This is a genomic window from Dietzia aurantiaca (genome assembly GCF_021033825.1).
In the GTDB taxonomy this organism is placed as follows: Bacteria; Actinomycetota; Actinomycetes; order Mycobacteriales; family Mycobacteriaceae; genus Dietzia; species Dietzia aurantiaca.
Genome location: NZ_JAIFXZ010000014.1, coordinates 17,656 through 44,261 on the forward strand (window position 1 = coordinate 17,656; position 26,606 = coordinate 44,261).

Annotated in this window: 21 protein-coding genes; 7 read left to right on the top strand and 14 right to left on the bottom strand. The window is 70.4% G+C overall.

Translation table 11 applies throughout. From position 1 onward, the window contains the following. Positions 1 to 56 precede the first annotated feature (56 nt). Together cls and K3888_RS13900 are read right to left on the bottom strand one after the other, a co-directional pair. Positions 57 to 1,541, bottom strand: a complete 1,485-nt coding sequence (gene cls, locus K3888_RS13895) for a cardiolipin synthase (RefSeq protein WP_230930951.1) — start codon at positions 1,539 to 1,541, stop codon at positions 57 to 59. 32 nt (positions 1,542 to 1,573) lie between these two features. Beyond that, the gene (locus tag K3888_RS13900) at positions 1,574 to 2,740 is read right to left on the bottom strand and encodes an amidohydrolase family protein (protein ID WP_230930873.1); all 1,167 of its coding nucleotides are present in this window, start codon (positions 2,738 to 2,740) and stop codon (positions 1,574 to 1,576) included. A gap of 134 nt (positions 2,741 to 2,874) precedes the next feature. Between K3888_RS13900 and rraA the strand changes: the two genes are divergently transcribed. After that, a complete protein-coding gene (gene rraA, locus K3888_RS13905) occupies positions 2,875 to 3,357 on the top strand; it encodes a ribonuclease E activity regulator RraA (protein WP_230930874.1) in 483 nt (160 codons plus the stop codon). An 8-nt stretch (positions 3,358 to 3,365) separates the two neighbouring features. Here the strand turns inward: rraA and K3888_RS13910 are convergent, their stop codons facing one another. The 6 genes from K3888_RS13910 to gltB form a co-directional block, all read right to left on the bottom strand. Further along, the gene (locus K3888_RS13910) at positions 3,366 to 3,776 is read right to left on the bottom strand and encodes a hypothetical protein (protein WP_230930875.1); all 411 of its coding nucleotides are present in this window, start codon (positions 3,774 to 3,776) and stop codon (positions 3,366 to 3,368) included. Positions 3,777 to 3,913: 137 nt separating this feature from the next. Continuing rightward, on the bottom strand, positions 3,914 to 4,468 hold the full coding sequence (locus K3888_RS13915; protein WP_230930876.1) for a hypothetical protein: 555 nt from the start codon (positions 4,466 to 4,468) through the stop codon (positions 3,914 to 3,916). After that, positions 4,465 to 4,767: an RNA-binding S4 domain-containing protein gene (locus K3888_RS13920; RefSeq protein ID WP_230930877.1), complete on the bottom strand. Its 303-nt coding sequence runs from the start codon at positions 4,765 to 4,767 to the stop codon at positions 4,465 to 4,467. The genes K3888_RS13915 and K3888_RS13920 overlap by 4 nt, the downstream gene beginning before the upstream one ends. Positions 4,768 to 4,777: 10 nt before the next feature. After that, on the bottom strand, positions 4,778 to 5,113 hold the full coding sequence (locus K3888_RS13925; protein WP_230930878.1) for a hypothetical protein: 336 nt from the start codon (positions 5,111 to 5,113) through the stop codon (positions 4,778 to 4,780). Between the two features lie 147 nt (positions 5,114 to 5,260). After that, on the bottom strand, positions 5,261 to 6,733 hold the full coding sequence (locus tag K3888_RS13930) for a glutamate synthase subunit beta (RefSeq protein WP_230930879.1): 1,473 nt from the start codon (positions 6,731 to 6,733) through the stop codon (positions 5,261 to 5,263). Beyond that, the gene (gltB, locus tag K3888_RS13935; RefSeq protein WP_230930880.1) at positions 6,726 to 11,327 is read right to left on the bottom strand and encodes a glutamate synthase large subunit; all 4,602 of its coding nucleotides are present in this window, start codon (positions 11,325 to 11,327) and stop codon (positions 6,726 to 6,728) included. Before gltB ends, K3888_RS13930 begins: the two co-directional genes overlap by 8 nt. 512 nt (positions 11,328 to 11,839) lie before the next feature. Here gltB and K3888_RS13940 point away from each other — a divergent pair. Continuing rightward, positions 11,840 to 12,961: a YihY/virulence factor BrkB family protein gene (locus tag K3888_RS13940; protein WP_230930881.1), complete on the top strand. Its 1,122-nt coding sequence runs from the start codon at positions 11,840 to 11,842 to the stop codon at positions 12,959 to 12,961. A 237-nt stretch (positions 12,962 to 13,198) separates the two neighbouring features. Here the strand turns inward: K3888_RS13940 and K3888_RS13945 are convergent, their stop codons facing one another. Beyond that, positions 13,199 to 13,723, bottom strand: a complete 525-nt coding sequence (locus K3888_RS13945) for a thioredoxin domain-containing protein (RefSeq protein ID WP_230930882.1) — start codon at positions 13,721 to 13,723, stop codon at positions 13,199 to 13,201. Between the two features lie 186 nt (positions 13,724 to 13,909). On the opposite strand from K3888_RS13945, the gene K3888_RS13950 reads away from it, so the two are divergent. Then, a complete protein-coding gene (locus K3888_RS13950) occupies positions 13,910 to 15,073 on the top strand; it encodes a glycoside hydrolase family 183 protein (RefSeq protein ID WP_230930883.1) in 1,164 nt (387 codons plus the stop codon). Between the two features lie 34 nt (positions 15,074 to 15,107). On the opposite strand, the gene K3888_RS13955 is transcribed toward K3888_RS13950, so the two are convergent. Beyond that, positions 15,108 to 16,649, bottom strand: coding sequence for a bifunctional aminoglycoside phosphotransferase/ATP-binding protein (locus tag K3888_RS13955; RefSeq protein WP_230930884.1), 1,542 nt, complete (start codon positions 16,647 to 16,649; stop codon positions 15,108 to 15,110). 217 nt (positions 16,650 to 16,866) lie between these two features. On the opposite strand from K3888_RS13955, the gene K3888_RS13960 reads away from it, so the two are divergent. The 3 genes from K3888_RS13960 to K3888_RS13970 all read left to right on the top strand — a co-directional run bounded on the left by K3888_RS13960 (position 16,867) and on the right by K3888_RS13970 (position 20,407). Continuing rightward, positions 16,867 to 17,484: a hypothetical protein gene (locus K3888_RS13960; protein WP_230930885.1), complete on the top strand. Its 618-nt coding sequence runs from the start codon at positions 16,867 to 16,869 to the stop codon at positions 17,482 to 17,484. A gap of 137 nt (positions 17,485 to 17,621) precedes the next feature. After that, positions 17,622 to 18,743, top strand: a complete 1,122-nt coding sequence (locus K3888_RS13965; RefSeq protein WP_230930886.1) for a glycerate kinase — start codon at positions 17,622 to 17,624, stop codon at positions 18,741 to 18,743. 56 nt (positions 18,744 to 18,799) lie between these two features. Continuing rightward, complete coding sequence (locus tag K3888_RS13970) at positions 18,800 to 20,407, top strand: glutamate synthase-related protein (protein WP_372459578.1); 1,608 nt, start codon at positions 18,800 to 18,802, stop codon at positions 20,405 to 20,407. A 111-nt stretch (positions 20,408 to 20,518) separates the two neighbouring features. Here K3888_RS13970 and K3888_RS13975 read toward each other — a convergent pair whose 3' ends face one another. From K3888_RS13975 to K3888_RS13990, 4 genes are all read right to left on the bottom strand, one after another. Further along, complete coding sequence (locus tag K3888_RS13975) at positions 20,519 to 21,151, bottom strand: HD domain-containing protein (RefSeq protein ID WP_230930888.1); 633 nt, start codon at positions 21,149 to 21,151, stop codon at positions 20,519 to 20,521. An 84-nt stretch (positions 21,152 to 21,235) separates the two neighbouring features. Further along, positions 21,236 to 21,784, bottom strand: coding sequence for a DUF779 domain-containing protein (locus tag K3888_RS13980; RefSeq protein ID WP_230930889.1), 549 nt, complete (start codon positions 21,782 to 21,784; stop codon positions 21,236 to 21,238). Positions 21,785 to 21,814: 30 nt separating this feature from the next. Then, the gene (gene exaC / locus K3888_RS13985; protein ID WP_230930890.1) at positions 21,815 to 23,338 is read right to left on the bottom strand and encodes an acetaldehyde dehydrogenase ExaC; all 1,524 of its coding nucleotides are present in this window, start codon (positions 23,336 to 23,338) and stop codon (positions 21,815 to 21,817) included. A gap of 115 nt (positions 23,339 to 23,453) precedes the next feature. Further along, positions 23,454 to 24,635 (bottom strand): GAF domain-containing protein, encoded by a 1,182-nt coding sequence (locus tag K3888_RS13990; protein ID WP_230930891.1) that lies wholly within the window; start codon positions 24,633 to 24,635, stop codon positions 23,454 to 23,456. 137 nt (positions 24,636 to 24,772) lie between these two features. Between K3888_RS13990 and K3888_RS13995 the strand changes: the two genes are divergently transcribed. Next, positions 24,773 to 26,560: an AMP-dependent synthetase/ligase gene (locus K3888_RS13995; protein ID WP_230930892.1), complete on the top strand. Its 1,788-nt coding sequence runs from the start codon at positions 24,773 to 24,775 to the stop codon at positions 26,558 to 26,560. Positions 26,561 to 26,606: the final 46 nt, after the last annotated feature.

Here is a 26,606-nt window from a genome sequence, read left to right on the forward strand (position 1 = left end):
TGAAAGGCCTCTCGTTACACCTCGGACTCCGATGGTCCGTGCATTCCAGCAGGGTACTACTGCAGCGCGGAGGTGAGCCGGGCAACGTTGTCCACGTAACGTCCCGGCCACGGTCGATTCATCCAGGTATCGAGATCCAGAGTGCTGCTCTCCAGGAGATACCTCTCCACCACGTCGTTGAGGTCGGCCACCGCCGCGCCGCCCAGGACGAGCATGCTGACCTCGAAGTTCAGGTTGAACGAGCGCAGGTCCATGTTGCTCGAGCCGACGATGCCGCCGTAGTCGTCCACCAGCATCATCTTGGTGTGCAGGACGGCCGGTGACCGGAATCTGTGGATGATGACGCCCGCCTCGAGCAGCGCCCGGAAGTAGGACCGCTGCGCGTGGTGGACCATGAACTGGTCGGCCTTGTCCGGCACGAACAGCTCCACCTCCACGCCCCGGTAGGCCGCCGAGGTCAATGCGTGCAGCAGCGCCTCGTCAGGGACGAAATAGGGGCTGACGATCCGCAGTCGCTCGCGTGCCTGCGAGATGAGCTGGGTGAACATCCGGAGATTGGGCTGCGTGCGGTACCCCGGCCCCGACGGCACGAGCTGGAAAGCACTCACCGGATCACCGGCCGTGGGGTCGCCCCCCATCGACCCCGCGGTGGCCGGCAGCCCCTTGGCGAGTTCGCCGACGGTCTCGATGATCTCCCCGCACTCGGAGTACCAGTCCACGGCGAAGACGGCGTCCATGGAGTGGACGATCTCGCCGCGGACCTCCATCATCAGGTCCACCCACTCCCGCCCGAGCTTGGCGTTGCGCGCGCTGCCGTAGTGCCGTTCGATGAGATTCTGTGAACCCACGAACCCGTGGTCACCGTCCACCATGAGCATCTTGCGGTGGTTGCGCAGGTCCGGGCGACGAAAACGGCCGACGAACGGGTTGATCGGAAGCATGAGGTGGAACTCGACCGGCGTGTTCCGCAGGCGGCGCCGCAGCACCTTGAACCCCTTGTACTTCCCGGAACCGAGATGGTCGGCCAGGACGCGGACCGTCACCCCGCGTTCGGCGGCCTCCACGGCGGCGGTGAAGAACTCGTCGGTCTCGTCGTCCCAGGACTGGGCGTAGAACTCGATGTGCACCCGGTCCGTCGCCGCACGGACGGCCTCGGTCATGGCCGCGAGCGACTGCTTGTAGTCCGAGTACAGCGCCACGAACTCACCCGACATGCACGGGATCTCGGTGAGCTTGCGGTTCATCTCGAGGATCGTGTGCACCCCCGGCGCGACCCGGACTCCCACCGGGACCGTGGGGCGGTTCTTCAGCGCGCCCTCGTACAGCTGGTTGGCCTGGGCCTGGATGACGTGCCTTCGTCCCGTGATGTACGGGTTACCGAACAGCAGGAAGAGCGGCACGCCGACAACCGGGATGAACAGGATGGCCAGCAGCCAGGCCTGCGACGACCCCGGCTGGCGGTTCTCCGGGACCATGCCCAGAGCGAGGATCTTGATCGCGTATTCGGTGATGAGGATGGCCGAGGTGAGGCCCTCGGGCATGTGCAGGAGCGCGAGTTCCTGGGTTCCTGTGTTCACCCGTCCGCCTTGCTCAGCACCGCGCCCACGGGCAGCGTGCGTGGGTCGATCACCCCGCCGCGACGCATGGTCCACCGCACCACACCGGCGAGTGCCCGCTGGGTGTAGACCGAATCCGCCCGACCGAGCTCGCGGGCGCCGGGCAGGACGATGAACGCCTCGTCGTCCGCGACGACGGCGAAGTCGGCCCGCAGACCCTGCCGGATCCCCCCGCGGTCGTCCAGACCCACGATCTCGGCGGGCCGGCCGGACATCCACCGCGCCACGTCAGCCAGATCGAAGCCGCGTCGCCGTGCCTCCGTCCACACCACGGACAGACCCAGCCGGGCCGAGGCGACGGCGTCGATCGTGCCGTCACGCAGCGCCTCCCACAGCAACTCCCGGTTCGCGGCATCCCGGACCGGCGGGTCGAGGGTCGCCGCGGCGGCCGCACCCCGGGTGATCTCCGAGACCAACGCCAGCATGTGGGGGTTCGTCGAGGCGGTCACGGCCAGGCCGTCCCGCGACGCCGCCCGAAGCATCGGCAGCTCCTCGTGGTCCGCCACCGAGCGGACATGCATCCGGCCGCCGGTCCGGCGCAGAACATCGAGCAGGTCGGGCAGCACCTCCACACCCGCGTCCACCGCGAACAGGGCACCGCGGCCCATGACCTCCTCGGCGGCCGCGACCAGCCGCGCCCGGTCGAGCGTCGGCGCGCCCGCCACGCCCTTACCCTCCGCGACGGCCGACACCCCGAACACTCCCCGGTCCAGCAACTCGCCCAGCCGACCCACGTTGCCCGGCACCGCCGCGCCCCACAGGCCCACGTCGACGGCCGCCTCCCCGGTGACCTCGTCCCGCCAGGTGTCGACCTCCGCCGGAGTGGTGGCGGACGGCTCGCCGTCCGTGCCGTAGTCGATCACCGAGGTGATGCCACCCTGCGCGGCCGAGCGGGTCCCCACGGCCACGTCCTCGGTGCTGACGTGCGGGTCGACCAGTCCCGGCACGAGCACCACGTCGTCACCCAGATCGATCGTGTGATCGCCGGCCAGACCGATGTCCCGCGCCTCGGACCCCGTGCGCACCGACGAGATCACGCCCCCGTCCACGGTCACCGCCGCCTGCTGGATGCGGTCGTCGACCACGGCCCGGCGGGCGTGAATCAAGAGTTCGTACTGGGCCACGGCAGGTTCCTCCCCGTAGTGCGGACATCGGGCGGCGCTGTTCTCCGGCCATTGTCCCCCACGGGTGGGCCGACCCGTGGTCGGCTGGCCGGATAGCGTGAGGGGTGTTGACCGCATCGTTCAGGAGGACACGCATGACCGACAGCCCCACCGGATTCGTCCCCACGGCGGACCTCGTCGACGAGATCGGCGAGGACGTCCGCAGCTGCGACACCCAGTTCCGCGACCTGGGCGGACGCACCGAGTTCTTCGGCCCCGTCTCCACCGTCCGGTGCTTCCAGGACAACGCCTTGCTCAAGAGCGTGCTCGGCGAGGCCGGCGAGGGCCGGGTGCTGGTGATCGACGGCGGCGCGAGCGTCCACACCGCCCTGGTGGGCGACCTCATCGCCGAGCTGGGCCGCTCCAACGGGTGGGCCGGTGTGGTGGTCAACGGCGCGATCCGCGACTCGGCGGTCGTCGGCGGCATGGACTTCGGCTGCAAGGCCCTGGGCACCAACCCGCGCAAGTCCACCAAGACCGGCGCGGGCGAGCGCGATGTCACGGTGAGCTTCGGCGGGGTCGACTTCGTGCCCGGCGACATGCTCTACGCCGACACCGACGGCATCGTGGTGCGCTGACGGCCTCGTCAGAAGGCCCCGCCGAGGCTCGCGAGCGGCGCAGTGAGGAGCTGCCCGACCGACGCCTCCGGCCCGTAGCTACCGGTCGATCCGGGCGCGTAGGACCCTGTCGAGTTGGGCACGCCCACCGACAGCACCACGGATCCGGTGTTGATGAGCCCGCTGATCAGGTCCGCCAGAGAGCCGGTGCCCAGCGAGCCGTATCCGAAACTCCCGGCCGCGAGGGCGGCGGTCGCCGCGTCGAGGGTCATGCACCGCACCACGCCGGTGTAGGTGTGGATGAACACACAGCCTGCCGGGGTGTCCAGATCGACAGGGGGAGCCGGCTCGCCCTCCTCGGCGTGAGCGGCCCCGGTTGCGGCGAGGATCGTGGCCGCGGCCAGAGCCGACGCGGCAGAGACGAGGGCGGTCTTGCGCATGGGGGCATCCTCCGGAGTCGCTGGCCCGCGCCACGGCGGGACTACGCAGCGTATGTTAACTCTCTTTCATCCGGATTGTGCGCTGCACCCCGGCCGGCCGGACGGACCGGCACAGCCTGCCCGCGAGGGGAGTCAGCTCAGGCCTCCCGGCGAATCCAGCGCAGCAGCGGACCGAGCGAGACCCTGTCGGTGAGATCGAGCCCGCCCAGCTCGAGCATCGCGTCCTCCTCCGGAGTACGGTCCGACTTCCGGCGGAGTGCGGCCAGCGCTGTCTTGATCCCCAGGCGCTGGCGGAAGCCGAGCTGGTCCGGGGTCACCACCCCGCGCAGCTGGAACAGCTTGAGCTTGCTGAGCTGGTCCGCGGAGAACTCGGTCGACATCAGCTCGATCCGCGCGTCGTCGGTGACGGGCGTGCCGCCCACCATCACCACCGAGACCCGGCGACCTGCCTCGACCAGCGCCTCCCAGTTGTCGGTGATGAACGTCGAGCCGCCGAGACCACCACCGGGCTGCATGCCGGTGAACAGCACGACCGTGCCGGCGACCACCATCTCGCCGGGGTCCGCCTCGTCATAACGGGTGGCCCGCGTCTCGAAGTCCTCCGCCAACCACTCGGCATACCGACGGGCGCCGGCGTCGTCGTCATGCAAGATCACCGGGGCCGGAACCGACCCCTGTGCCCCCACGCTCATCGGTTCCCCTCCGCCCCGGACCGGGCCACCACGCGGGCCGCGCGACCACCGGTGGCCACCACGTCCCCGTCGACCATGCCGCGGCCGCGCCGCAGGTCGACCTCACCGTTGACACTGACCTCGCCGGCGGCGACGGCGTCCTTGGCGTCGGCGCCGGAGTCCAGCAGCGAGGACAGCTTGAGGAACTGGCCCAGCGTCAGTTTGCGGCTCAGGTCGCACTCGACGGCGTCGACCGGCGGACCGGCCGGCGCGGGTGCGGACCGGCCGGCGCGTCCTCGTCCTGCGATGTGGCGGCTCATGCCGCTGAGCTTATCGGGCGACCGGCGGCGGGGTCGGAGCGCGCCGCGGCGCCTCCTCCGGCAGGGTCCCCCGGCCGCGCCGCGTGACCAGCGCCAGACCTGTCCCGCCTGCGACGAGGGCGCCCACGGCCAGCACGAGCGCCACCATCTGCACCGCCGACATGCCAAAGGTCCCCTCATCGGGCGCCTTCTCCTCCACGACGTCCTCTCCCCCGGCGGGCAGCGGGGGCAACTGGCTGAGCGCCGGCAGGTCGGTGAGCACCACCCGCGGCCCCGGCTCGAGGACCTGCGCCGTCGCCGCCGGGGCGCCCTGCAGCGCGATCACGGCGCAGAGTGCACCGATCACGGCGAGAGGGCGACGGCGGACCATAACCTGCCTTCCGTGACGGCGGCCGGGCGGCCTGGAATTGTGATGCGCCCAATCTTAGGTTCGCCTCAGGTATTACGCCACGGCGCCCCTCGAGTCGCAGTGCTCAGGGGCGCCGTGTCGCCGTCAGCGCTGGGCGAGGTCCGTCGGTCGGACGGGAGACGGCAGCGCCGTCTCGCCCATCAGGTACCGGTCCACCGCGGCCGCCGCCGAGCGGCCCTCCGCGATGGCCCACACGATGAGCGACTGGCCGCGGCCCATGTCGCCGGCCACGAAGACGCCGTCGACGTTGGTCGCCCACGTGCCGTCCCGGTCCACGTTGCCGCGGTCGGTGAAGTCGACGCCCAGGTCCGAGCACAGGCCGGAGCGTTGCGCACCGGTGAACCCCATCGCGAGCAGCACCAGGTCGGCGGGGTACTCGAAGTCGGAGCCGGGCACGGGCTCGAACCGGCCGTCGACCATCTTCACCTCGGAGCCCTTGAGCGCGGTCACATGCCCGTCGGAGCCCACGAACTCGGCGGTCGACACGCTGTACACCCGCTCACCGTTCTCCTCGTGCGCGGAGGCGGTGCGGAACATCAGCGGGTACACCGGCCACGGCGTCGAGGCCGCGCGGGTGGCCGGCGGGCGGGGCATGATCTCGAAACTCTTCACCGACCTCGCGCCCTGGCGGGTGGCGGTGCCGAGGCAGTCCGCGCCGGTGTCGCCGCCGCCGATGATGATCACGTGCTTGTCGCGCGCGTGGACCTCCGGCAGCCCGTCCGCGTCCACCACCGGATCCCCCGCGGCGGCCTTGTTGGCCAGCGGCAGGAAGTCCATCGCCTGGTGGATCCCGTCGAGCTCACGGCCGGGGACCGGCAGGTCGCGGCGCAGGGTGGCGCCGCCGCACAGCACGATCGCGTCGAACTGCGCACGCAGCTGGGCGGCGGTGATGTCCTTGCCGACGTTGACGCCGGGTCGGAACACCGTGCCCTCGGCCTCCATCTGCGCCAGGCGGCGGTCGAGGACCGCCTTCTCCATCTTGAACTCCGGGATCCCGTACCGCATGAGCCCGCCGATGCGGTCGTCCCGCTCGAAGACCGTGACGGCGTGCCCGGCACGGGTGAGCTGCTGGGCGGCGGCCAGCCCGGCCGGGCCGGAGCCCACCACGGCGACGGTCTGCCCGGTACGGAACGACGGCACGACCGGGTCCATCCCGCCCTCGGCCCACCCGGCCTCGGCGATCTCGACCTCGATCTGCTTGATGGTGACCGGTTCCTGGTTGATGCCCAGGACACACGACCCCTCGCACGGCGCCGGGCACAGCCGACCGGTGAACTCGGGGAAGTTGTTGGTCGCGTGGAGCCTGTCCACCGCCGCGTCCCAGCGTCCGCGGTGCACCAGGTCGTTCCACTCCGGGATGATGTTGCCCAGCGGGCAGCCCTGGTGACAGAACGGGATGCCGCAGCTCATGCACCGGGAGGCCTGCGTCCTCAGGTGGTCCTCGGGCAGGGTCGTGGACTCGTAGACCTCCTTCCAGTCCATGATCCGGAGGTCGACCGGCCGGCGCTTCGGCAGCTCGCGCTCGGTGTGCTTGAGAAAGCCCTTCGGGTCAGCCATTTGCGGCCTCCATGATCGCCTCGTCCACGTTGCGTCCGTCCTTCTCCGCCTGCTCGATGGCCAGCAGCACGCGCTTGTAGTCGCGCGGCATGACCTTGGCGAAGTGATTCACGTTCTGGGCCCAGCCGCCCAGGATGTCCCGGCCCCGGGCCGAGTCGGTCTCGGCGACGTGCCGCTCCACGATGTCGTGGAGGAACTTCACGTCGTCGGCGTCGAGCTCCTCGATGTCGACGAGCTCACCGTTGAGGTTCTCGGCCAGCGCGCCGTCGGGGTCGTAGAAGTAGGCCACGCCGCCCGACATGCCGGCGGCGACGTTGCGGCCGGTGGAGCCGAGCACCACGACCTTTCCGCCGGTCATGTACTCGCAGGCGTGGTCGCCCACGCCCTCGACGACCGCGGTGACGCCGGAGTTGCGCACGCAGAACCGCTCGCCCACGATCCCCCGCAGGAACACCTCGCCGGCGGTGGCGCCGTAGCAGATCACGTTGCCGGCGATGATGTTGTTCTCGGCCACGAAATCGGGGGCCGCGTCGTGTGCCGGGCGGACCACGATCCGGCCGCCGGACAGGCCCTTGCCGACGTAGTCGTTGGCGTCACCGAAGACGCGCTGGGTCACGCCGGAGGCGAGGAACGCGCCGAAGGAGTTGCCCGCCGATCCGGTGAAGGACAGGTCGATGGAGCCGTCGGGGAGTCCGGCGGCGCCGTGCGCCCTGGAGATCTCGTGGCTGAGCATCGTGCCCACCGAGCGGTTGACGTTGGCGATCGGGTAGGCGCCGGTGACGGGCCCGCGCGAGGGGTCGACGACGACGTCGCGGCAGTCGTCGATCAGCGTCCGGTCGAGCACCTTCCCCAGCTTGTGGTCCTGCTTCTTCGTGCAGCGCAGGTCCTGGTGCATGAACGGCGAATCGGCCTGGGCGAAGATCGGCTCCAGATCGAGTCCCGCGATGCGCTTGTTGTGGGCGAACGCCCGGGACTTGTCGAGGCACTCCGAGTGGCCGATCGCCTCGTCGAGGGAGCGGAAGCCCAGCTCGGCGAGATACTCGCGGACCTCCTCGGCGATGAACTCCATGAAGTTCACGACGTACTCGGCCTTGCCGTTGAACCGCTCGCGCAGCACCGGGTTCTGGGTGGCCACGCCGACGGGGCATGTGTCGAGATGGCAGACGCGCATCATGACGCAGCCGGCCACCACGAGCGGGGCGGTGGCGAAGCCGAACTCCTCCCCGCCGAGCAGGGCCGCGATGATCACGTCGCGCCCGGTCTTGAGCTGCCCGTCGACCTGCACGACGATGCGATCACGCAGGCCGTTGACCAGCAGGGTCTGCTGGGTCTCGGCCAGGCCGAGCTCCCACGGCCCACCGGCGTGCTTGAGGGAGGTCAGCGGGGAGGCCCCGGTGCCGCCGTCGTGACCGGAGATGAGCACCACGTCGGCGTGTGTCTTGGACACGCCCGTGGCCACGGTGCCGACGCCCTGCTCGGCGACCAGCTTCACGTGGACCCGCGCCTGCGGATTCGCGTTCTTCAGGTCGTAGATGAGCTGCGCCAGGTCCTCGATCGAGTAGATGTCGTGGTGCGGCGGCGGCGAGATGAGGCCGACGCCCGGCGTCGAGCCCCGGACCTCGGCGACCCACGGGTACACCTTGTTCGGCGGGAGCTGGCCTCCCTCACCGGGCTTGGCACCCTGGGCCATCTTGATCTGGATGTCGGTGCAGTTGGCGAGGTAGTGGCTGGTCACGCCGAACCGGCCGGAGGCGACCTGCTTGATGGCCGAGCGTCGCCAGTCGCCGTTCGCGTCCGGGGTGAAGCGGTCCGTCGACTCGCCGCCCTCGCCGGAATTGGACCGCGCGTGGAGCCGGTTCATGGCGATCGCTAGGGTCTCGTGTGCCTCGGCGGAGATCGAGCCGTAGCTCATGGCACCGGTGGAGAACCGCTTGACGATCTCCGAGACCGGCTCGACCCGGTCGATCGGTATGGGCGGGCGGTCACTGCTGAGTTCGAACAGGCCGCGCAGGGTGGCCAGTCGCTCGGACTGGTCGTCGACCAGGCGTGTGTACTCCTTGAAGATCTCGTAGCGGCCGGACCGCGTGGAGTGCTGGAGCTTGAACACCGTGTCCGGGTTGAACAGGTGGTACTCGCCCTCGCGGCGCCACTGGTACTCGCCACCGATCTCGAGCTCCCTGTGCGCGGCCTCCTCGGGCCGCGGCAGGAAGGCGAAGCGGTGACGGCGGGCCACGTCCTCGGCGATCTCGTCCAGGTCGATGCCGTCGATGGGGCTGATCGAGCCGGTGAAGTACTCGTCGCACAATTCCTGCGACAGACCGGTGACGTCGAACAGCTGGGCGCCGGTGTACGAGGCGAGGGTGGAGATGCCCATCTTGGACATCACCTTGAGCACGCCCTTGGCGGCCGCCTTGCGGTAGTTGGCGTAGGCCACCTCGGTCTCGACGCCGGTCAGGTCGCCGGTCTTGACGAGCTCGTCGATCGACTCGAACGCCATGTACGGGTTGATCGCCTCGGCGCCGTAGCCGAAGAGCACGGCCATGTGGTGGACCTCGCGGGCATCGCCGGACTCGATCACCAGGCCGACGCGGGTCCGGGTCTTCTCCCGCACCAGGTGGTGGTGGACGGCCGAGGTCAGCAGCAGCGACGGGATCGGCGCGTTGCGCTCGTCCGACTCGCGATCCGACAGCACGATGATCGACGCGCCGTCTTCGATGGCGCGGGAGACCTCGCGGCGGATCCGGTCGAGCGCGATGCGCAGGCCGCGACCGCCGTGGGCGACGTTGTACAGGCCCCGGACGACGACCGACTGCAGGCCGGGCCGGACCCGACCGGCCGCCATGAGCGTGGTGAGGTCGGTGTTGCTGAGGATCGGGTTGTCCAGTCGGACCTGCCGGCACGAGTCCGGCCCCGGGTTGATGAGATCGCCCTCCGGGCCCAGGGTCACGCCGTAGCTGGTGACCAGTTCCTCGCGGATGGCGTCGAGCGGCGGGTTGGTGACCTGGGCGAATCGCTGGGCGAAGAAGTCGAACAGCATCCGCGACCGCTGGGACAGCACCGGCAGCGGGGTGTCGGTACCCATGGATCCGATCGCCTCGGCACCCGTTGCGGCCATCGGCGAGACAAGTATCCGCAGCTCCTCCTCGGTGTAGCCGAAGACCCGCTGGCGCAGCACCACGCGCTCGTGGCTCATGATCTCGTGTCGGACCTCGGGCAGGTCCTCGAGGCGGGTGATGCCCTCGTCGAGCCAGGTGCGGTACGGGTGCTCGGCGGCGAGGGAGGTCTTGATCTCCTCGTCGTCGATGATCCGGCCCTGCTCGGTGTCGACCAGGAACATCCGGCCCGGCCGCAGGCGGGTCTTGGTGACCACCTTGTCCTGCGGGATGTCGAGCACGCCCACCTCGGAGGCCATCACGACGAGGCCGTCGTCGGTCACCCAGATGCGCGAGGGGCGCAGACCGTTGCGGTCGAGCACGGCGCCGATCACGGTGCCGTCGGTGAAGGTGATCGAGGCCGGTCCGTCCCAGGCCTCCATGAGCGAGGCGTGGTACTCGTAGAACGCCCGCTTGGCGGGGTCCATGGTCGCGTGCCGCTCCCAGGCCTCGGGGACCATCATGAGCACGGCGTGCGGCAGCGGCCGCCCTGCCAGGGTCAGCAGCTCGAGCGCCTCGTCGAAGCGGGCGGTGTCCGATCCGCCGGGGGTGCAGATCGGCAGCGCCGCCGACAGGTCCTCGATGTGCTCGCTCGACATGAGCGACTCGCGGGCCCGCATCCAGTTCTCGTTGCCGCGCGCGGTGTTGATCTCGCCGTTGTGCGCGACGTAGCGGAACGGGTGGGCCAGGGGCCACGCCGGGAACGTGTTGGTGGAGAACCGGGAGTGCACGATGCCCAGCGCCGACTCGACGCGCTCGTCCCGGAGGTCGACGTAGAAGTCCGGGAGCTGCTTCTCGGTGAGCATACCCTTGTAGACGATGGTCCGCGGGCTCAGTGAGGGGAAGTAGACCGTCTCGGAGCCGATGTCGCCGCGGCCGGGGCCCTTGCTGCCCAGCTCGTGCTCGCACCGCTTCCGGACGACGAAGCACTTGCGCTCGAGTTCGAGCCCGGTGAGCAGCCGTCCGTCCGGGCCGGCGGCCTTGACGAAGATCTGGTGGATCGTGGGCTGCGCGTCGCGGGCGATCGCACCGACCGAGGAGTCGTCGACCGGGACCTCGCGCCAACCGATCACGCTGACGCCCTGCTCGGCGCCTATCCGCTCGACCATCCGCATGGCGTCCATGGCCAGCATCCGGGACTGCGGGAGAAAACAAAGGCCGGTTGCATACGCACCGGCCTCGGGTAGTTCTCTGTTCTGCTCCTCACGCAACACCTCGCGGAGGAACCTGTCAGGTATCTGGATCAACAAGCCCGTGCCGTCGCCGGTGTTCACCTCGGCGCCCACGGCGCCGCGGTGCTCGAGGTTCACCAGCGCGGCGATCGCCTTCTCGACGATGTCCCGGGACTGACGTCCGTACATGTCCACCACGAACGCGACGCCACAGGCGTCGTGCTCGTACTCCGGGCGGTACAGGCCTTGTGGGCCGGGATTCGTCGTCATCTGTTCGCCTTCGCTTGTCGACGGGTCGACTCCGTGGTTGTCGGAACACCCGCACACAGAGAACCGAGGCTCTCTGGCTGGAAAATAATATGGGGAGAAGGGGTTACCCACACAAGTCGCGCAAGTCAAACCACCGCCCCTGACGTGGGAAAAAAATTCCACCTTGTGAGATTTCTCTCAGGGCTGGCACGTACTCCGGGGCCCGACGGCCGTCCCCGGCGACCCGGGTCAGCGAAGAATGCCGCGGCGGTCCCGCCCGGGACCCCCACGGACCCGGCCCACGGCGAGGCGGCGAAAAGGAACGGAGGACTTCACCCTCTCAGCCTACTGTTATCCAGATCACAGTTCCAGACCTGTTCGCCGCCGACCGGGGCCGGTGCACGTCAACCGGGCATCGCCGTCGTCGTCGTCCTGCCAGAGTGGGGAGGATCGGGGCCGCCACCCACCGCGGCGCGGAGCCCGATCCCCACGATCAGCAGGCGGTGCCCCGGCACCGGGGAGGCGGGACGACGGTGACCGACGCCAGGGCGGCCGAACTCATCGCAGGCGACGAGACACTGCATCGCCGCGGCATCGGGTATCTGCGGGAGAGGGAGGGGGCGTCCGAGGTCCCGGGCACGCTGGCGCGCCGCGGCGCCGTGTACGCGCTCAGACGCGCCCTGCCGAAATTCAACTCGGACAACTGCATGGACATGGCCTCCGGGCTGACCTACCACGCGGTGCTGTCGCTGCTGCCGACGATGATCGTGCTGGTCTCCCTGCTCGGCGTCTTCGGCCGCGGCGACGAGACGGTCCAGGCGGTGATGCAACTGCTCAACGATTCGGTTCCGCAGGCGACCGTCGAGTTCCTCCGCGGCCCCGTGGAAAGCCTCGTGCGCACGAGGGCCGCCGGCTTTGCGCTGGTGGTCGGCCTGCTCGGCGCGCTCTGGACCGCCTCGAGTTACGTCGGCGCGTTCGGCCGCGCCCTCAACCGCATCTACGGCGTCGGGGAAGGTCGCCCGTTCTGGTGGCGACGACCGGCGTTCGTGCTGCTCACCGCGTTTCTCGTGGCGCTGCTGGCGTGCGCGGCCCTCATCCTCACCCTCACCGGCGGGCTGGCCGAGAGCGTCTTCAGATTCGTCGGGCTGGGTGATCTCGCGCTCACGGTGTGGTCATTCCTCAAGTGGCCGGCGCTGGTGGCCATCGTGGTGCTGGTGATCGGGATCCTCTACCAACTCACCCCGAACGTCCGCCGGCCGCGTTTCCGCTACCTGTCCCCCGGCACGATCGTCGCCCTGGTCGTGACCATCGCCGGCGGCTGGGGCTTCACCTTCTACGCATCCCACTTCAGCAACTACAACGCCACCTACGGCTCGCTGGCCGGCGCCATCATCTTCCTGTTCCTGATCTGGATCTCGAACAACGCGCTGCTGCTGGGTGCCGAGATCGATTCCGAGCTCATTCGCGCGCGCCTGTTGCTCGCCGGTGTCGAGGCCGAGGAGGTGATCCCGCTGCCGCTGCGCGACGGGACCTCGGTCATCAAGGCCCACCGCAAGACCGCGGCCCTCGTCGCCGACGGGGCCGCGCTGCGTCTTGAGGCCGAGCTCGGCGACGGGGCCGAGCTGCGCCACGAGGTCGCCGGGGCGGGGGCCTGACCCCCTCGCACGGTCAGTCTCCTCGCAGCTAGCGCTTAAGCAGCTTGCCCGCTCGCCGCCCTGCGTCTTGGTGGCCTCACTGCGAGGATTTCACGAGAACATCGCAGTGACGCCGACAAGATCCACGCTGATGGCGACAAAACGGCCGAGGGCGGCGGGCAGCGGCCGGCAGCGAGAAACGGGGAACGGGCGGCGACTGCGGTGGTCGACACCGTCGCCGCGGCCGCCCCGGCCTACTCAGCGGCGGCGCACCGCGCGGGACTGGAGGGAGCGGGTCACGGTGGCCTCGCGGATCCCGGGGACCGAGGCCGGGATGACGACGGGGCCGCCGACCCTGGGGTCCAGCACCATGGCCGTGGGTGTCTCCTCGGAGCCACGGTTGATGCTGCGGCACAGCTCGTAGGCGTCCTCGTCGCGCCAGATGTTCACCCAATGGACCTCGAGGCCCTCGCGGGCGGCCCGGCGGCGCAGCGCCGACGAGTAGGCGCAACCCGGACGCCAGAGCACCACGACGGCCTTCTCGGAGTTGGAATCGGCCCGGCTTCGCACCGAATCCAGTGGCACGTGCCCGGTCGCCCGGAGCGGGGAATTCCACAGCGCCACGGCGGCAATGGCCGCGAAGACCGCGATCGCCAGCGGGACGCCGTGCCCGAACCCCACGACGGTCAGAGCGAGCGCGCACCCGAGGGCCAGCACGGCGGCGGAGCCAAACCAGTGGCCGGGGACGAGTTCCCTCCCGGCCCGCGCGAATGGGTGGGTCACGAGCAAGACCATACGCCTCCGCAATCGACATGTGTGGACTGCACTGAAAATTTCTGTGACCCGACAACGACCCCCGCCTCCGGCCTCGGAGGTCTCCGTTCGACGCCTGCAGCCCCGCCGACCACCCCCGCCGGACCTCGGCCGGTGTCGGTCCCCGTCACGCCGTGGCGCGGTAGCGTCTGCTCCATGACGGAGACGCCGCAGGCCCCCGCCGCGCCCTCGACCGCGACCCGCAAGGTCCGTGACCTGAGCGGGCCGGGGATCACCACCCGGTTCGGCATGGAGGGCACAGACCTGGGAATCGTCGCCCGGACCCCCGCCGGGCGGTTGCTCGCCGTGTTCGGGGACACCTTCGCCGGTGCGGGGATGGGCGCCCCGCACGTCGGCAAACCGCATCCGGGGATCGCGCAGTGCGCGCCCACGACCGACGACCGGCCCGGGCCCGGCAACCCGGACTGGCGCTCCCCCGTCGGGCTGTTCTCCGACACCACCGATCCGGCCGCCGGCATCGAGTGGGCGGACGCCGCCGGCCCGGGCCCGCGCGACTACGCGTCGCAGCTCCTCGGCTACGTGCACGGCCGCGGCTGTTCGACCGTCCTGCCGAGCGACGTGCTGACCATCGACGACACCATGTACCTGCACGTCATGGTGAACGAGGGACTCGGCACGGTCACCCGCACGCAGATCCACCGATCCACCGATGACGGCCGCACGTGGGAGCCGACGGGCGCGGAGTTCTCGCCCCGACTCGAGGGCGGACACCGCCAGCTGTGGACGTGGGAGCGGGGCGGCGACGGCTGGGTGTACGTCATGTCGACGGGCTTCCAGCGCGACAAGGGCGCCATCCTCATGCGCGTCCGCGAGGAGCACCTCGACGACCCGAGCACCGGGCGCTGGCAGACCTACGGCTACAAGGACGGCCACTGGGACTGGGGCAACCCCACCACCATCGTCCTGCCGGGCCGCATCGGCGAGATGTACCTGCGGCGATGCGAGGACTTCTGGACCCTGACCTACTTCAACGCCGAGCACTACCGGATCGACTGCCTGACGTTCCCGCGGATCGGGGCGGACCTGCTGGACCGCTCGGTGACGGCCCACGCCACGCTGCTGCCGGGCAGCGCGTGGGGCGACGAGTCCGACGGCACCGACCCGGCCTCCGGCCCCGCCCGCGTGGCCCAGTTGTACTGCGGCTGCCCGATCCCGGGCTCCACGCCGGAGCAGTGGCACGTCGTGGTGAGCCAGTGGAACACCCACGATTCGGCGGCCGGGCCGGCCGGCTGGCCGTACCGGTCCATGCAGTTCGTGACATCCATCCCCCGCCCGCCCGGCCAAACGCCGTCCCCCTGACGGGCACCGGCGGCAGATCGTCTGACCCGGCGGATCACGCCCAGGGCAGCGGACCCAACTCGCGCTCGGCCCACCGTCGGACCGCGTCGCCGTCGCGGCCGTCCAGCGCGGTGGTGTCCAGCTCGATGGCGTCGGGCCACGGCGCCCTGTCCGCGAGCTGGGCGTCGAGCACCTCGACAGTCGCCTCGGACGGGTCCGTTCCCGCCCGGGCGCGCTCGGTGACCCGGCGCGCGAGCTCGTCGCGGGGTGCGGTGCACGAGATCTCCACGAGCTCGGCGTGGGCGTCGGCGGCCACGGTCTCGGCCTCGGCCCGCCGCCGCGGCTCGAGCCACGTGGCATCCAGCACCACGCTGCGTCCCAGCGCGAGGTGGCCGGCCGCGCGGTCGAGCATCTCGGCGTAGACCGCCGCGATCGCCTCCGGCGAATAGCGGCCCTCCGCGCCCTCGCGTCGCGCCACGTCCGATCGCACCAGGTCCGAGCGCACCAGCTCGGCGCTCAGCGCGGCCGCGAGGGGCGCGGCGACCGTCGACTTACCGGAGCCGGAGGCCCCGCCCACCAGCACCAGCCGCACGCGCGCCCGCAGCAGGCCGTCGACGGCCCGGGCTGCCAACTCCACCGCGAGGCGGGCGTCAGCGCCGCCGGAGTCCGTCTGCGCGGCGCGGATCGCGGCGACCTTGGCGCGCACGAGCGCGCGATACGCCATGTAGTGGTGCACGAGTGACGCCGGCGCGTCGTCGCCGGAGGCCTCGCGATAGGCCTCGAGGACGACGACGGCGAGGTCGGTCGCCCCCGACCGGTCGAGATCCATGGCCAGGAACCCGATGTCCAGCACGGCGTCCCCGAAACGGAGCCGGTCGTCGAACTCGAGGCAGTCGATGATCCGCGGGCCGTCGCCGGTCAGATAGACGTCCGCGGCCAGTAGATCCCCGTGGCCGTCCACGACCCGGCCCGCCTCGATCCGCGATCGCAGCAGCGGACCGCGGCCACGCAGGTAGATGCCGGCGAGTTCCGCGATGTCGTCAACGATCCCCGGCGCGTCCTCGCCCACGCTCAGTCCGCGCAGGTGCTCGAGCGACTCCGTCCACAGACCGGCCACCACGCCCGGGTCGCCCGCCGCGTCGATCTCCGGCGTGCGGTGGCTGTCCGCGTGCAGACGCGCGACCTGCCGGGCCACCTCGCCCAGGCCGCCAACGATGTCCGTATCGCCGACCCGGGACGCGCCGGCCTCCCGCTCCCGCACCAGCCAGGCGAGGCTCTCCCGCTCCGGGAGTCGACGCATCTCCACGACGTGGTCGATGACCTCGTCGTCGTTGTCGTCCTGCCCATCGGACGAGCGGGGCCGGCGCACCTGCAACACACCGAGATACACGTCCGGGGCGAGCCGACGGCCCAGTTCCACCTCCCGGTGGCTCTGCTCCGCGCGCGCCTGCACGGTGCGGTTGTCGAGGAAGCCCAGATCGATCGGTTTGCGTACTTTGTGAGCCTTGTCACCACAGAGGAAGATGAGCGCCCCGTGGGTCTCCACCACGACGGGAGGCCCCCACGACTGGCGGTCCGGACGATCGGAGGTGTCCATGGACCCACCCTAGGCAGGCGCGACGCCTCCCGCCGCCGGTTGGGGCACACGCTACAAGGCACCACATCACCGAACTGTTACCTGAAGCGCCACTGAACAAATCGGGGGCTGACATGGCCTGATGTCACTTGTAGGGTCGCCGACGCACCCCAGCCACACGGCCGGGGTGCCCGCGATGAGACACATCGTGGTCAATGCAGATCGGAGACGTTCAGCAGTGACGAACACCCACCGCAAGACCACCAACCGGACCACCGCGAAGATCGCCGCCGTCGGCGCGTTCGGCATCGGTGCCGCCATCGCATTCCCGGGCCTCGCCGCCGCGCAGGACGCCACCACGCCCGAGGGCCCCACCGCCAGCCTCGAGAACCTCGCCGGCGAGGAGGGCAGCCTGTCCGACCTGACTGGTGAGGACGGCAGCCTCGAGGGCGCCCTCGGCACGGACCTCGCACTCGACGCGGGCAGCCTGGCCCTCAATGTCAATCTCGACGCCGAGACCCCGAACCCGGGCTCGGTCGAGCTCGGCAGCCTCGGCGTCTCCCCGAACACCGGCAGCGACCTGGTCGACGGTGGCACCGGCTCGGGCTCCGCGGACGAGGACGCCACCGACGACGACGCCGCGGAGACCGGCTCGCTCGACACCGGCTCGCTGCCGGGCAGCAGCGAGGATAACGCCGACGTGGCCGCCGCGACCGCGGCCGAGGCCGACACCGGCTCCGCCGCGTCCTCCGAGAACGACACCACGGCCACCGACGACGAGGCGGAGGAGACCGGGTCGATCGACACCGGCTCGCTCGCCGGCCTGAGCTCCGGTGCCGATGAGGTCGCGGTCTAAGACGACCACCGGCCGGTTCGGCCGACCTCATCCCCGCACTTCCCCGGTGCCACACGGCCCGGGATCGCGACCTCCACTTTCGGTCACGATCCCGGGCCGTCGTGTGTCCGCCGACACGCATGGGGGATGATGCAGGGGTGACGATCGTCGTGGCCTGCGGAGCCTTCAAGGGCTCACTCACCGCTATCGAGGCCTGCCATCACGCGGCCGAGGGCGCCCGCCGTGCGCACCCCGACACGGATGTGGTCGAACGCCCGGTCGCCGATGGTGGCGGGGGCAGCCTCGAGGTGATGGTCGCCGGCGGTGCTCGGCCGATGCCGGTGACGGCGTCCGGGCCCACCGGGGATCCCGTGGAGACCTCGTTCGCCGCCATCGACCCGGATACCGCGTTCGTGGAGATGGCCGACGCCTGCGGGCTGCTCCGACTGCCCGGCGGCGTCCCCCGACCACTCAAGGCGTCCAGCCGTGGCGTCGGAGAGGTCATGCTGGAAGCCCTGCGCTCCGGCCGTGGCAACATCCACCTGGGCATCGGTGGCAGCGCCTCCACCGACGGCGGCACCGGCATGCTGTCCGCCCTCGGCGTGCGGTTCCTCGACTCAGACGGAAACGAGCTCCCCGACGGCGGCGGCGCGCTCCGGCGGCTTGCGACCGTCGACCTGGACGGCCTCGACCCCGCGGTGCGGGCCGCCCGCGTCCTCGTGGCCTGCGACGTCGACAACCCCCTGCTCGGCCCACTGGGCGCCGCCCGCGTCTACGCGCCGCAGAAGGGCGCCTCCCCCGAGGAGGTCGACAGCCTGGAGGCCGGGCTCGCCCGGCTGGTCGAGGTCCTGCGGAACCAAGGCCTGGACGTCGACCCGGACGCCCCCGGCTCCGGTGCCGCCGGCGGGGTGGGGTTCATCGCCCGCGAGCTGCTCGGGGCATCACTCGACCCCGGATTCGAGGTGCTCGGCACCCTCACCGGGCTGGAGGACGTGGTCTCGGCCGCGGACCTGGTGGTCACCGGCGAGGGACGACTGGACGACCAGACCATGCACGGCAAGACCCCGCTGGGCGTGGCCGCGCTCTGCCGCACCCACGGCGTGCCCGTCGTGGCGGTGTGCGGCCGCCTGGATCTCGAGGCCGACCGCGTGGCCGCCGCCGGGTTCGTCACCGCCGCCGCGCTCACAGAGAAGGAGCCGGACATCAAGCGCTCCATAGCCAACGCCGGTCCGCTGCTTGAGGCCGTCTCCTCCGAGGTCGTCTCCCGCGTCCTACCCTGAAGCTCGCCGAGCCGGTCCCGCGAGCCGCCGGACAGGGCCCCTCCGAGTGGGCCAGAATGAGGGCTCGTCGTTCCCGGACCCCCCTCCAGGAGGCTCCCTTGCGCAAGTGGCTCCTCGGCGCCCCGCTGGCCGCGCTGGCCGCGGTCGCGGCCGCAGACCTGCGGCAGACGCGGTATCCGATCCTGCGGACCTTCCCGATCCTGGGCCACGCCCGCATGGCACTGACCTCGATCGGACCGGAACTGCGGCAGTACATCGTCGCGGGCAACGACGAGGAGCGGCCGTTCACCCGCAACCAGCGGGACTGGGTCTACGAGTCCGCCGAGGGCCGGGCCACCACCTTCGGATTCGGTACGGACAACGACGTCGAGTTCCTCGAGGGCTATCCCCTGGTCAAACAGCGGACCTTCAGCGACGTCTCGCTGTCCGCCCACATCCACTCCGGCGAGTTCCTGCCCACCCCGCCCGCCAAGATCCTCGGCGGGGCCCGCGGCCGCGCCCGTGCCTTCCGCCCCGACTCCTTCGTGACCATCTCCGGCATGAGCTACGGCGCCCTCTCCGCCCCCGCGGTGGAGGCGCTCAACCGCGGGGCCGCACTCGCCGGAGCCCTGCACAACACCGGAGAGGGCGGGCTGAGCCCGTACCACCAGAACGGCGCCGACCTCATCTATCAGATCGGCACCGCGTACTTCGGCTGCCGGGACGCCGACGGGCGCTTCGACATCGACAAGCTCGTCGCGGTCACGGAGAAGAACCCCATCCGGGCGATCGAGATCAAGCTCAGCCAGGGGGCCAAGCCGGGCCTCGGCGGGCTGTTGCCGGCGGCGAAGATCACCGAGGAGGTCTCGCAGCTGCGCGGGATCCCCATGGGCGAGGACTGCGCCAGCCCGTCCCGCCACACCGCCTTCCACGACGTGGACTCGCTCCTCGACCTGGTGGAGGACATCGCCGACCGCACCGGGCTGCCGGTGGGCATCAAGTCCGCGGTCGGCGACACGGGGTTCTGGGAGGATCTGGCCGACGCGATGATCCCTCGCGAGCGTGGCGTCGACTTCATCACCATCGACGGCGGCGAGGGCGGGACCGGCGCCGGCCCGCTCGTGTTCTCCGACGCCGTGTCACTGCCGTTCCGGCTCGGATTCCCCCGTGTCTACTCGATCTTCGCCGAGGCCGGGCTCACCGACGACGTGGTGTTCATGGGCTCGGGCAAGCTCGGCATCCCCGAGAACGCCGTGGTCGCGTTCGCGCTCGGCGTCGACATGATCAACGTGGCCCGGGAGCCGATGCTCTCGGTGGGGTGCATCCAGGCCCAGCAGTGCCACACCGGCGGGTGCCCGACCGGAGTGGCCACCCAGAACCCGTGGCTCATCCGGGGCGTCGATCCCACCTCGATGGCCGAGCGCTGCGCCAACTACATCCGTTCCCTGCGCCGTGAGCTGATCAAGGTCGCCGGTGCAGTGGGCGTTCCACATCCGTCCCTGATCGGCCCGACCGACGTGGAGCTCGCGCGCGGCACCCGCGACTCCACCACTCTCGCCGAGATCTACGGCTACCAGGACGACTGGGGGCTGCCCAGCGAGGCCGACGCGGAGGCCATCACCGAGATCATGGTCGCCAACGGCGTGGCCGAGTACATCGACGCAGCCCGGCCGCCCGGGGTCTGACCGGCGGCCGGGATCCCGCAGCCATTCGTCGCGAAGAGTCTTTTGCACGCGTTTCCCGAGAAGCGAGTGTACGAAAGCCTCTTCTCGACGGCAGCCATGCGCTGGCTGGGATCAGTCCTCGCCGAGACCCGCCCGCAGCAGCCCGAGCTCGCGATTGAGGTTGGCGTGCGCCTGGCGCTCCCACGCGTCGCGCCCCGCCCGGGTCAGGTACACCGACCTGCGTTCGAGCAGGCCCTCCAGCGCGGCGATCCGCCCCGCGACGAACCGCTCCCCCGGTACGTGCGCGTACTCGTGCCGCACGTCGTGGGTGTAGGCGTCATAGGTCTCCGGGTCCGACCCCAGCACGACCAGGTCGGCATCCGACAGGACCGAGCCGTTGGGATCTCCGGCCTCCACGCGGTGCCCGCCCATCAGTCGCACGAGCCGCGCGACCTCCTCGACGGGCGCGGCCGGATCGAGCTGCCGCTCGACCCACACCGCCGACTTCTCGTTGTTCTCCGACTCCGTGGGATCGAACTCCGCGGTGTGGCACCACGCGGCCAGGCGGACCGCGGTCCCGTCGAAGGACTCGCCGTCCGCCTCGAGGGCGTCGATCGCCCGGAGCACGGCACGCAGGTGCGTCTCGTTGTGGTAGCGCCGCTGCGGGTCGTTCCAGCGTCGCAGCAGGTCGGCGCGCAGGTCGGCGGTGAGGAACTCGACATCGACGTCGAGCGGGTCGGCAGCGTTCACTCGGTCGGTATCCATGAATGGACTCTACCGCCGGAAGCCGCCCGGCCCGGGCGGATCGGCCCGGGCCGGTGCGCCCCCGGCGGCCGCGGCACGGGGCTCTCAGTCCTCCAGCTCGCCGCCCAGCTTCGGCGGGAACTCCTCCAGCAGTGCCAGCTCCCGCTCGTCGAACGTGCGCGCCCGCGACAGGAACCGCTTGCCGGTCGGGTTCTCGAGACTGAACCCCGAGCCCCTGCCCGGGACCGCGTCCAGCACCAGTTGCGTGTGTTTCCAGGTGTCGAACTGTGAGCCCGAGATCCAGAAGCGCACCCGGGTCGACGACGACGACGAGTTCAGGCGCGCCTCGTCGTCGTCGCCCGCCGGTACGTCCCGGTCGCCCTGCGCCAGGTCCACCTCCCCCACGAGGACATCCCGCTGACCTACGCGGAACTCCCCGTCCGGGTAGCACATGGGCGCCGAACCATCGCAGCACCCGCCGGACTGGTGGAACATCACCGGGCCGTGGCGCTCGACCAGCTCGCGGATCAGCTGCGCGGCCGGCTCGGTGACCACGACCCGCGCGGGCAGCTCGGCCGGCGCGCCCTCGGGTGGGAGGGCCCGCGCCGCGATCGGCACGCTCCCGCCCGAGGGCAATCCGCAGACGTCGTCCATGGCCGGACTCCTCTCAGAAGAAGCGCTGGATCAGAAGAAGCCCTGCGGCTTGCCCGAGTAGCCCACGAGCAGGCACTTGGTCTGCTGGTAGTGGTCGAGCATCATCCGGTGGTTCTCGCGCCCGATGCCGGACTGCTTGTAGCCGCCGAACGCCGCGTGGGCCGGGTACTGGTGATAGGTGTTGGTCCACACCCGGCCGGCCTGGATGGTGCGGCCGGCCCGGTAGGCGGTCGTGCCGTTGCGCGACCACACGCCGGCGCCGAGACCGTAGAGGGTGTCGTTGGCGATCATCATGGCGTCGTCGAAGTCGGTGAACGAGCTCAGGGAGAGCACGGGACCGAAGATCTCCTCCTGGAACAGGCGCATCTTGTTGTGACCGCGGAAGACCGTCGGCTCCACGTAGAAGCCGCCGGCGAGATCGCCGTCGAGCTCGGCGCGGCCGCCGCCGGTGAGCACGTCGGCGCCCTCCTGCTTGCCGATGTCGATGTAGGACAGGATCTTCTCGAGCTGGTCGGTCGAGGCCTGGGCGCCCATCATCGTCTCGGTGTCGAGCGGATTTCCGGTCTTGATCTGCCTGACCCGCTCGATCGCGAGGTCGGTGAAGTCATCGATGATCGACTTCTGCACCAGCGCGCGCGAGGGACACGTGCACACCTCGCCCTGGTTGAGGCCGAACATCGCGAAGCCCTCGAGCGCGGACTGACGGAAATCGTCGTCGGAGTCCATGACGTCCTCGAAGAAGATATTGGGGCTCTTGCCGCCGAGCTCGAGGGTCACCGGGATGAGGTTCTCGGACGCGTACTGCATGATCAGCCGGCCCGTGGTGGTCTCGCCGGTGAAGGCCACCTTGCGGATGCGTGGGTTGGACGCGAGCGGCTTTCCGGCCTCGGTGCCGAAGCCGTTGACCACGTTGATCACGCCCGGCGGCAGCAGGTCGCCGATGATCGACATCAGGTACAGGATCGACGCCGGGGTCTGCTCCGCCGGCTTGAGCACCACGCAGTTGCCGGCGGCCAGGGCCGGGGCCAGCTTCCAGACCGCCATGAGGATCGGGAAGTTCCAGGGGATGATCTGGCCGACCACGCCGAGCGGCTCCTGGAAGTGGTAGGCGACGGTGTCCCCGTTGATCTCGGAGATGCCGCCCTCCTGGGCGCGGATCGCGCCGGCGAAGTAGCGGAAGTGGTCGATCGCCAGCGGGATGTCGGCCGCCAGGCACTCGCGGATCGCCTTGCCGTTGTCCCACGACTCGGCGAGCGCGATCTTCTCGAGGTTGGCCTCCATACGATCTGCGATCCGGAGCAGCACCAGCGACCGCTCCGTGGCGGAGCTCGCGCCCCACGCCGGCGCGGCGGCCCAGGCCGCGTCCAGCGCGGCCTCGATGTCCTCCGCGGTACCACGGCCGACCTCACAGAAGACCTGTCCGGTCTGCGGGGCGACGTTCTCGAAGTACTCGCCTTTGACAGGCGCGACCCACTCGCCGCCGATGTAGTGGTCATAGCGGCTCTCGTAGGACATCACCGCGTCGGCGGAACCGGGCTGGGAGAAGACGGGCATGTCGGCACCTCTCGCGTTCTTCGGGACGCCGACCCCTGCGGTCGACGACTGTGAGCCACGACACTATTCCCGGCGGGGTTGCACCGACGTTGCACTCACCGTGCCGGGCGCCGGATCACGCTCCCAAACGTCCGTCCAGAATGTGGGTCATCGACGCCGCCGCCGACCTGCTCGCCAGGGGCGTTCCCGGCGCGAGGGAGAGGGCCCGCCACGCCTCCGGATCGTCGCGACCCGGTCCCGCGACCCAGTCCTTCAGGTCCCCCGTCGACCCGACCGCGAGCACCGCCGCCCGCACCCGGGCGTGTAACTCCTCGCGCAGCTCCACCACCCCGGGCGCATCCGAGGCCGGGAGCAGGGGCCCGCGGTAGGCGGCCACCGCGGCCGAGACGTCGCGCCCCAGCAGGTCCTCGACCTCATGGGCATCGGTGCCGAGCAGCCCCGGGTCGAGCCGGTACGGCCGCGAGTCGATCGACTCCGGACCCAGCACGCGCCGCAGCCGGGACAGTTCCGCGCGGACACTCACCTCGTCCAACCTGCCCTCCGCGAGCAGTTCCGCGAGCGCCCCGCCGGACAGACCTTCGGGGTACGCCGCGAGCAGAAGCAGGATCTCGGCGTGGCGGCCGGTGACGGGCCCGTGGCCCTCCAGCGTGGGCCGGTAGGTGCCGAGCACGGACAGGCGACGCGACGATCCGGACATACGCCCGGTCCACGCCAGTGTTCCCGACATCACGGCCCGCAGTTCCGACTCCACGAGCAGCACAGTCGCCCTGACGAGGGCCAACATCTCGTCCGACGCAGCGGAATCCCGGCCCGTGACATCGATGCCGCCGATCACCCGGCCGGTGATCGGGTCGTGCACCGGCGCCGCCGAACAACTCCACGAATGGGCGGGCGCCAGGTAGTGCTCCTCGCCCCGGACCCGCACCGGGACGTCGTGACGAAGCGCCAGGCCGGGCGCGTTCGCACCCACGACCTCGTCACTCCACAGTGCCCCGGGCACGAAGGCCATGCGTTCGGCCCTCGTCCGGACGCCCCGATTGCCGTACATCCACAGCAGGCGCCCGTCGGCATCCGCCACGGCCACGAGATGGCCACTGTCCACAACCCCCGAGACCAGGACCTTCTCGACGATCGGCAGCACTGTGGACATCCGGTTGCCGTCCCGATGCGCGGACAGCGCGGCACCCTGGAGGTCGACGACCGGGTCCGAGCGCTCCGGATCGATCCCCAGTCGCCTGCTTCGCTCCCATGACCGGGCCACCATCGTGGCGGTCGCGGGCCGTACACCTGCGGACATGTCGCCAGTGTAACCGTCGTCACAACAACATGATGCGCGCCTCATAAAAGGTTTCCGATAGACCGTGCTCGACACAGATCGTGAGCGGGCCTCTACACTTGCCAGTGACACAGGCCACAAAGACCTAAAGGATCGCGATGACGACCGAGTTCGCCAGCCCGCCCCCCGCCAAGCCCTTCCCCGATCAGAACCTCGGCCGAATCGTGTTCACGAACGCCGCGGAGGCACCGAACGACGTCGCCGTGCTGCGGCTGGTCGGCAGCGACTGGAAGGAAGTCACCTGCGCCCAGTACCTCGAGGAGGTCAAGGGCGTGGCCAAGGGCCTCATCGCAAAGGGCGTCAAGACCGGTGATCGCCTCGCCATCATGAGCCACACCCGCTACGAGTGGTCGCTCATCGCCTGGGCCGCGTGGGCCGTCGGCGCCGTCACCGTCCCGATCTACGAGACCTCCTCGTCCGCCCAGTGCAACTGGATCCTCACCGACGCCGGCGTCTCGCTCGCCGTGGTCGAGGACCTCGAACTGCGCGAGGTGCTCACCGCGGAGACCGACTGGAAGGGCGACATCCTCGTCATCGAGAACGACCTGATCGCCCAGCTCAGCGAGGCCGGGGCCGGCGTCTCGGACGAGGAGCTCGAAACGGCCTCGCTGTCCACGGGCCACGAGGACACCTGCGCGATCATCTACACCTCCGGCACCACCGGCAACCCCAAGGGCTGCGAGATCGTGCACGGCGGCTTCGGCGGTGTCGTCGTCTCCGTCGAGGAGCGCCTGCAGGACGCGTTCGTCCCCAACAGCCGCACCCTGATCTTCCTCCCGCTCGCCCACGTGCTGGCCCGCATCCTCGAGGTGGCCTGCTTCTACAAGCGCGTAGCCGTGGCCCACGAGCCCGACACGACCAAGGTCGTCGAGCGCCTGTCCGAGATCCACCCGACCTTCCTGGTCTCGGTCCCGCGCGTGCTCGAGAAGGTCTACAACTCCGCCGCCGCCAAGGCCGAAACAGCGGGCGGCGCCAAGGCCAAGATCTTCAAGGCCGCCGTCCAGACCGCGATCGACTACTCCATGGCCCTCGAGAACGGCGGCAAGCCGTCGACCGGCCTGGCCCTCAAGCAGAAGCTGTTCGCCAAGCTCGTGTACTCGAAGCTGCACGAGGCCCTCGGCGGCGAGTGCAACCGCGTCATCTCCGGCGGCGGCCCCCTGGGCGCCCGGCTCGGCCACTTCTACCGCGGCGCGGGCTTCGACCTGCTCGAGGGCTACGGTCTCACCGAGTCCTCGGGCGTGCTCACCGTCAACCCGATCAACGCGGCAAAGATCGGCACCGTCGGCAAGCCGATCCCGGGTGTGACCATCCAGATCGCCGAGGACGGCGAAGTCCTGGCCAAGGCCAAGACCCTGTTCAAGGGCTACTGGCAGAACCCGCAGGCCAACGAGGACGCGTGGACCGGTGACTGGTACCACACCGGCGACATCGGCGAGCTCGACCCGGACGGCTACCTGTCCATCACCGGCCGGAAGAAGGACCTGATCGTCACCGCCGGAGGGAAGAACGTCTCGCCGTCGCAGCTCGAGGACCTGCTCTCCTCCGATCCGCTGATCAGCCAGGCCGTCGTCGTGGGCGACAACCGCAGCTACATCGCGGCCCTCGTCACCATCGACCCGGAGACCTTCCCGGGCTGGGCCGAGAAGCACGGCAAGACCGGCTCGGTGTCCGATCTCATCCAGGACGGCGACCTCGTGGGCGCCGTGCAGGACGCCGTGGACCGGGCCAACAAGTCCGTCTCCCGCGCCGAGTCCATCCGTAAGTTCAAGATCCTCGCGGCCGAGTTCTCGGTCGAGAGCGGCGAGCTCACCCCGACGCTGAAGCTCAAGCGCAACGTCGTGCACGAGCGGTTCGCGGGCGACATCGAGAACCTCTACGCCACGTAGGACCCCCGAACGCCGGAGCGCCCGGACCCTTTCCAGGGCCCGGGCG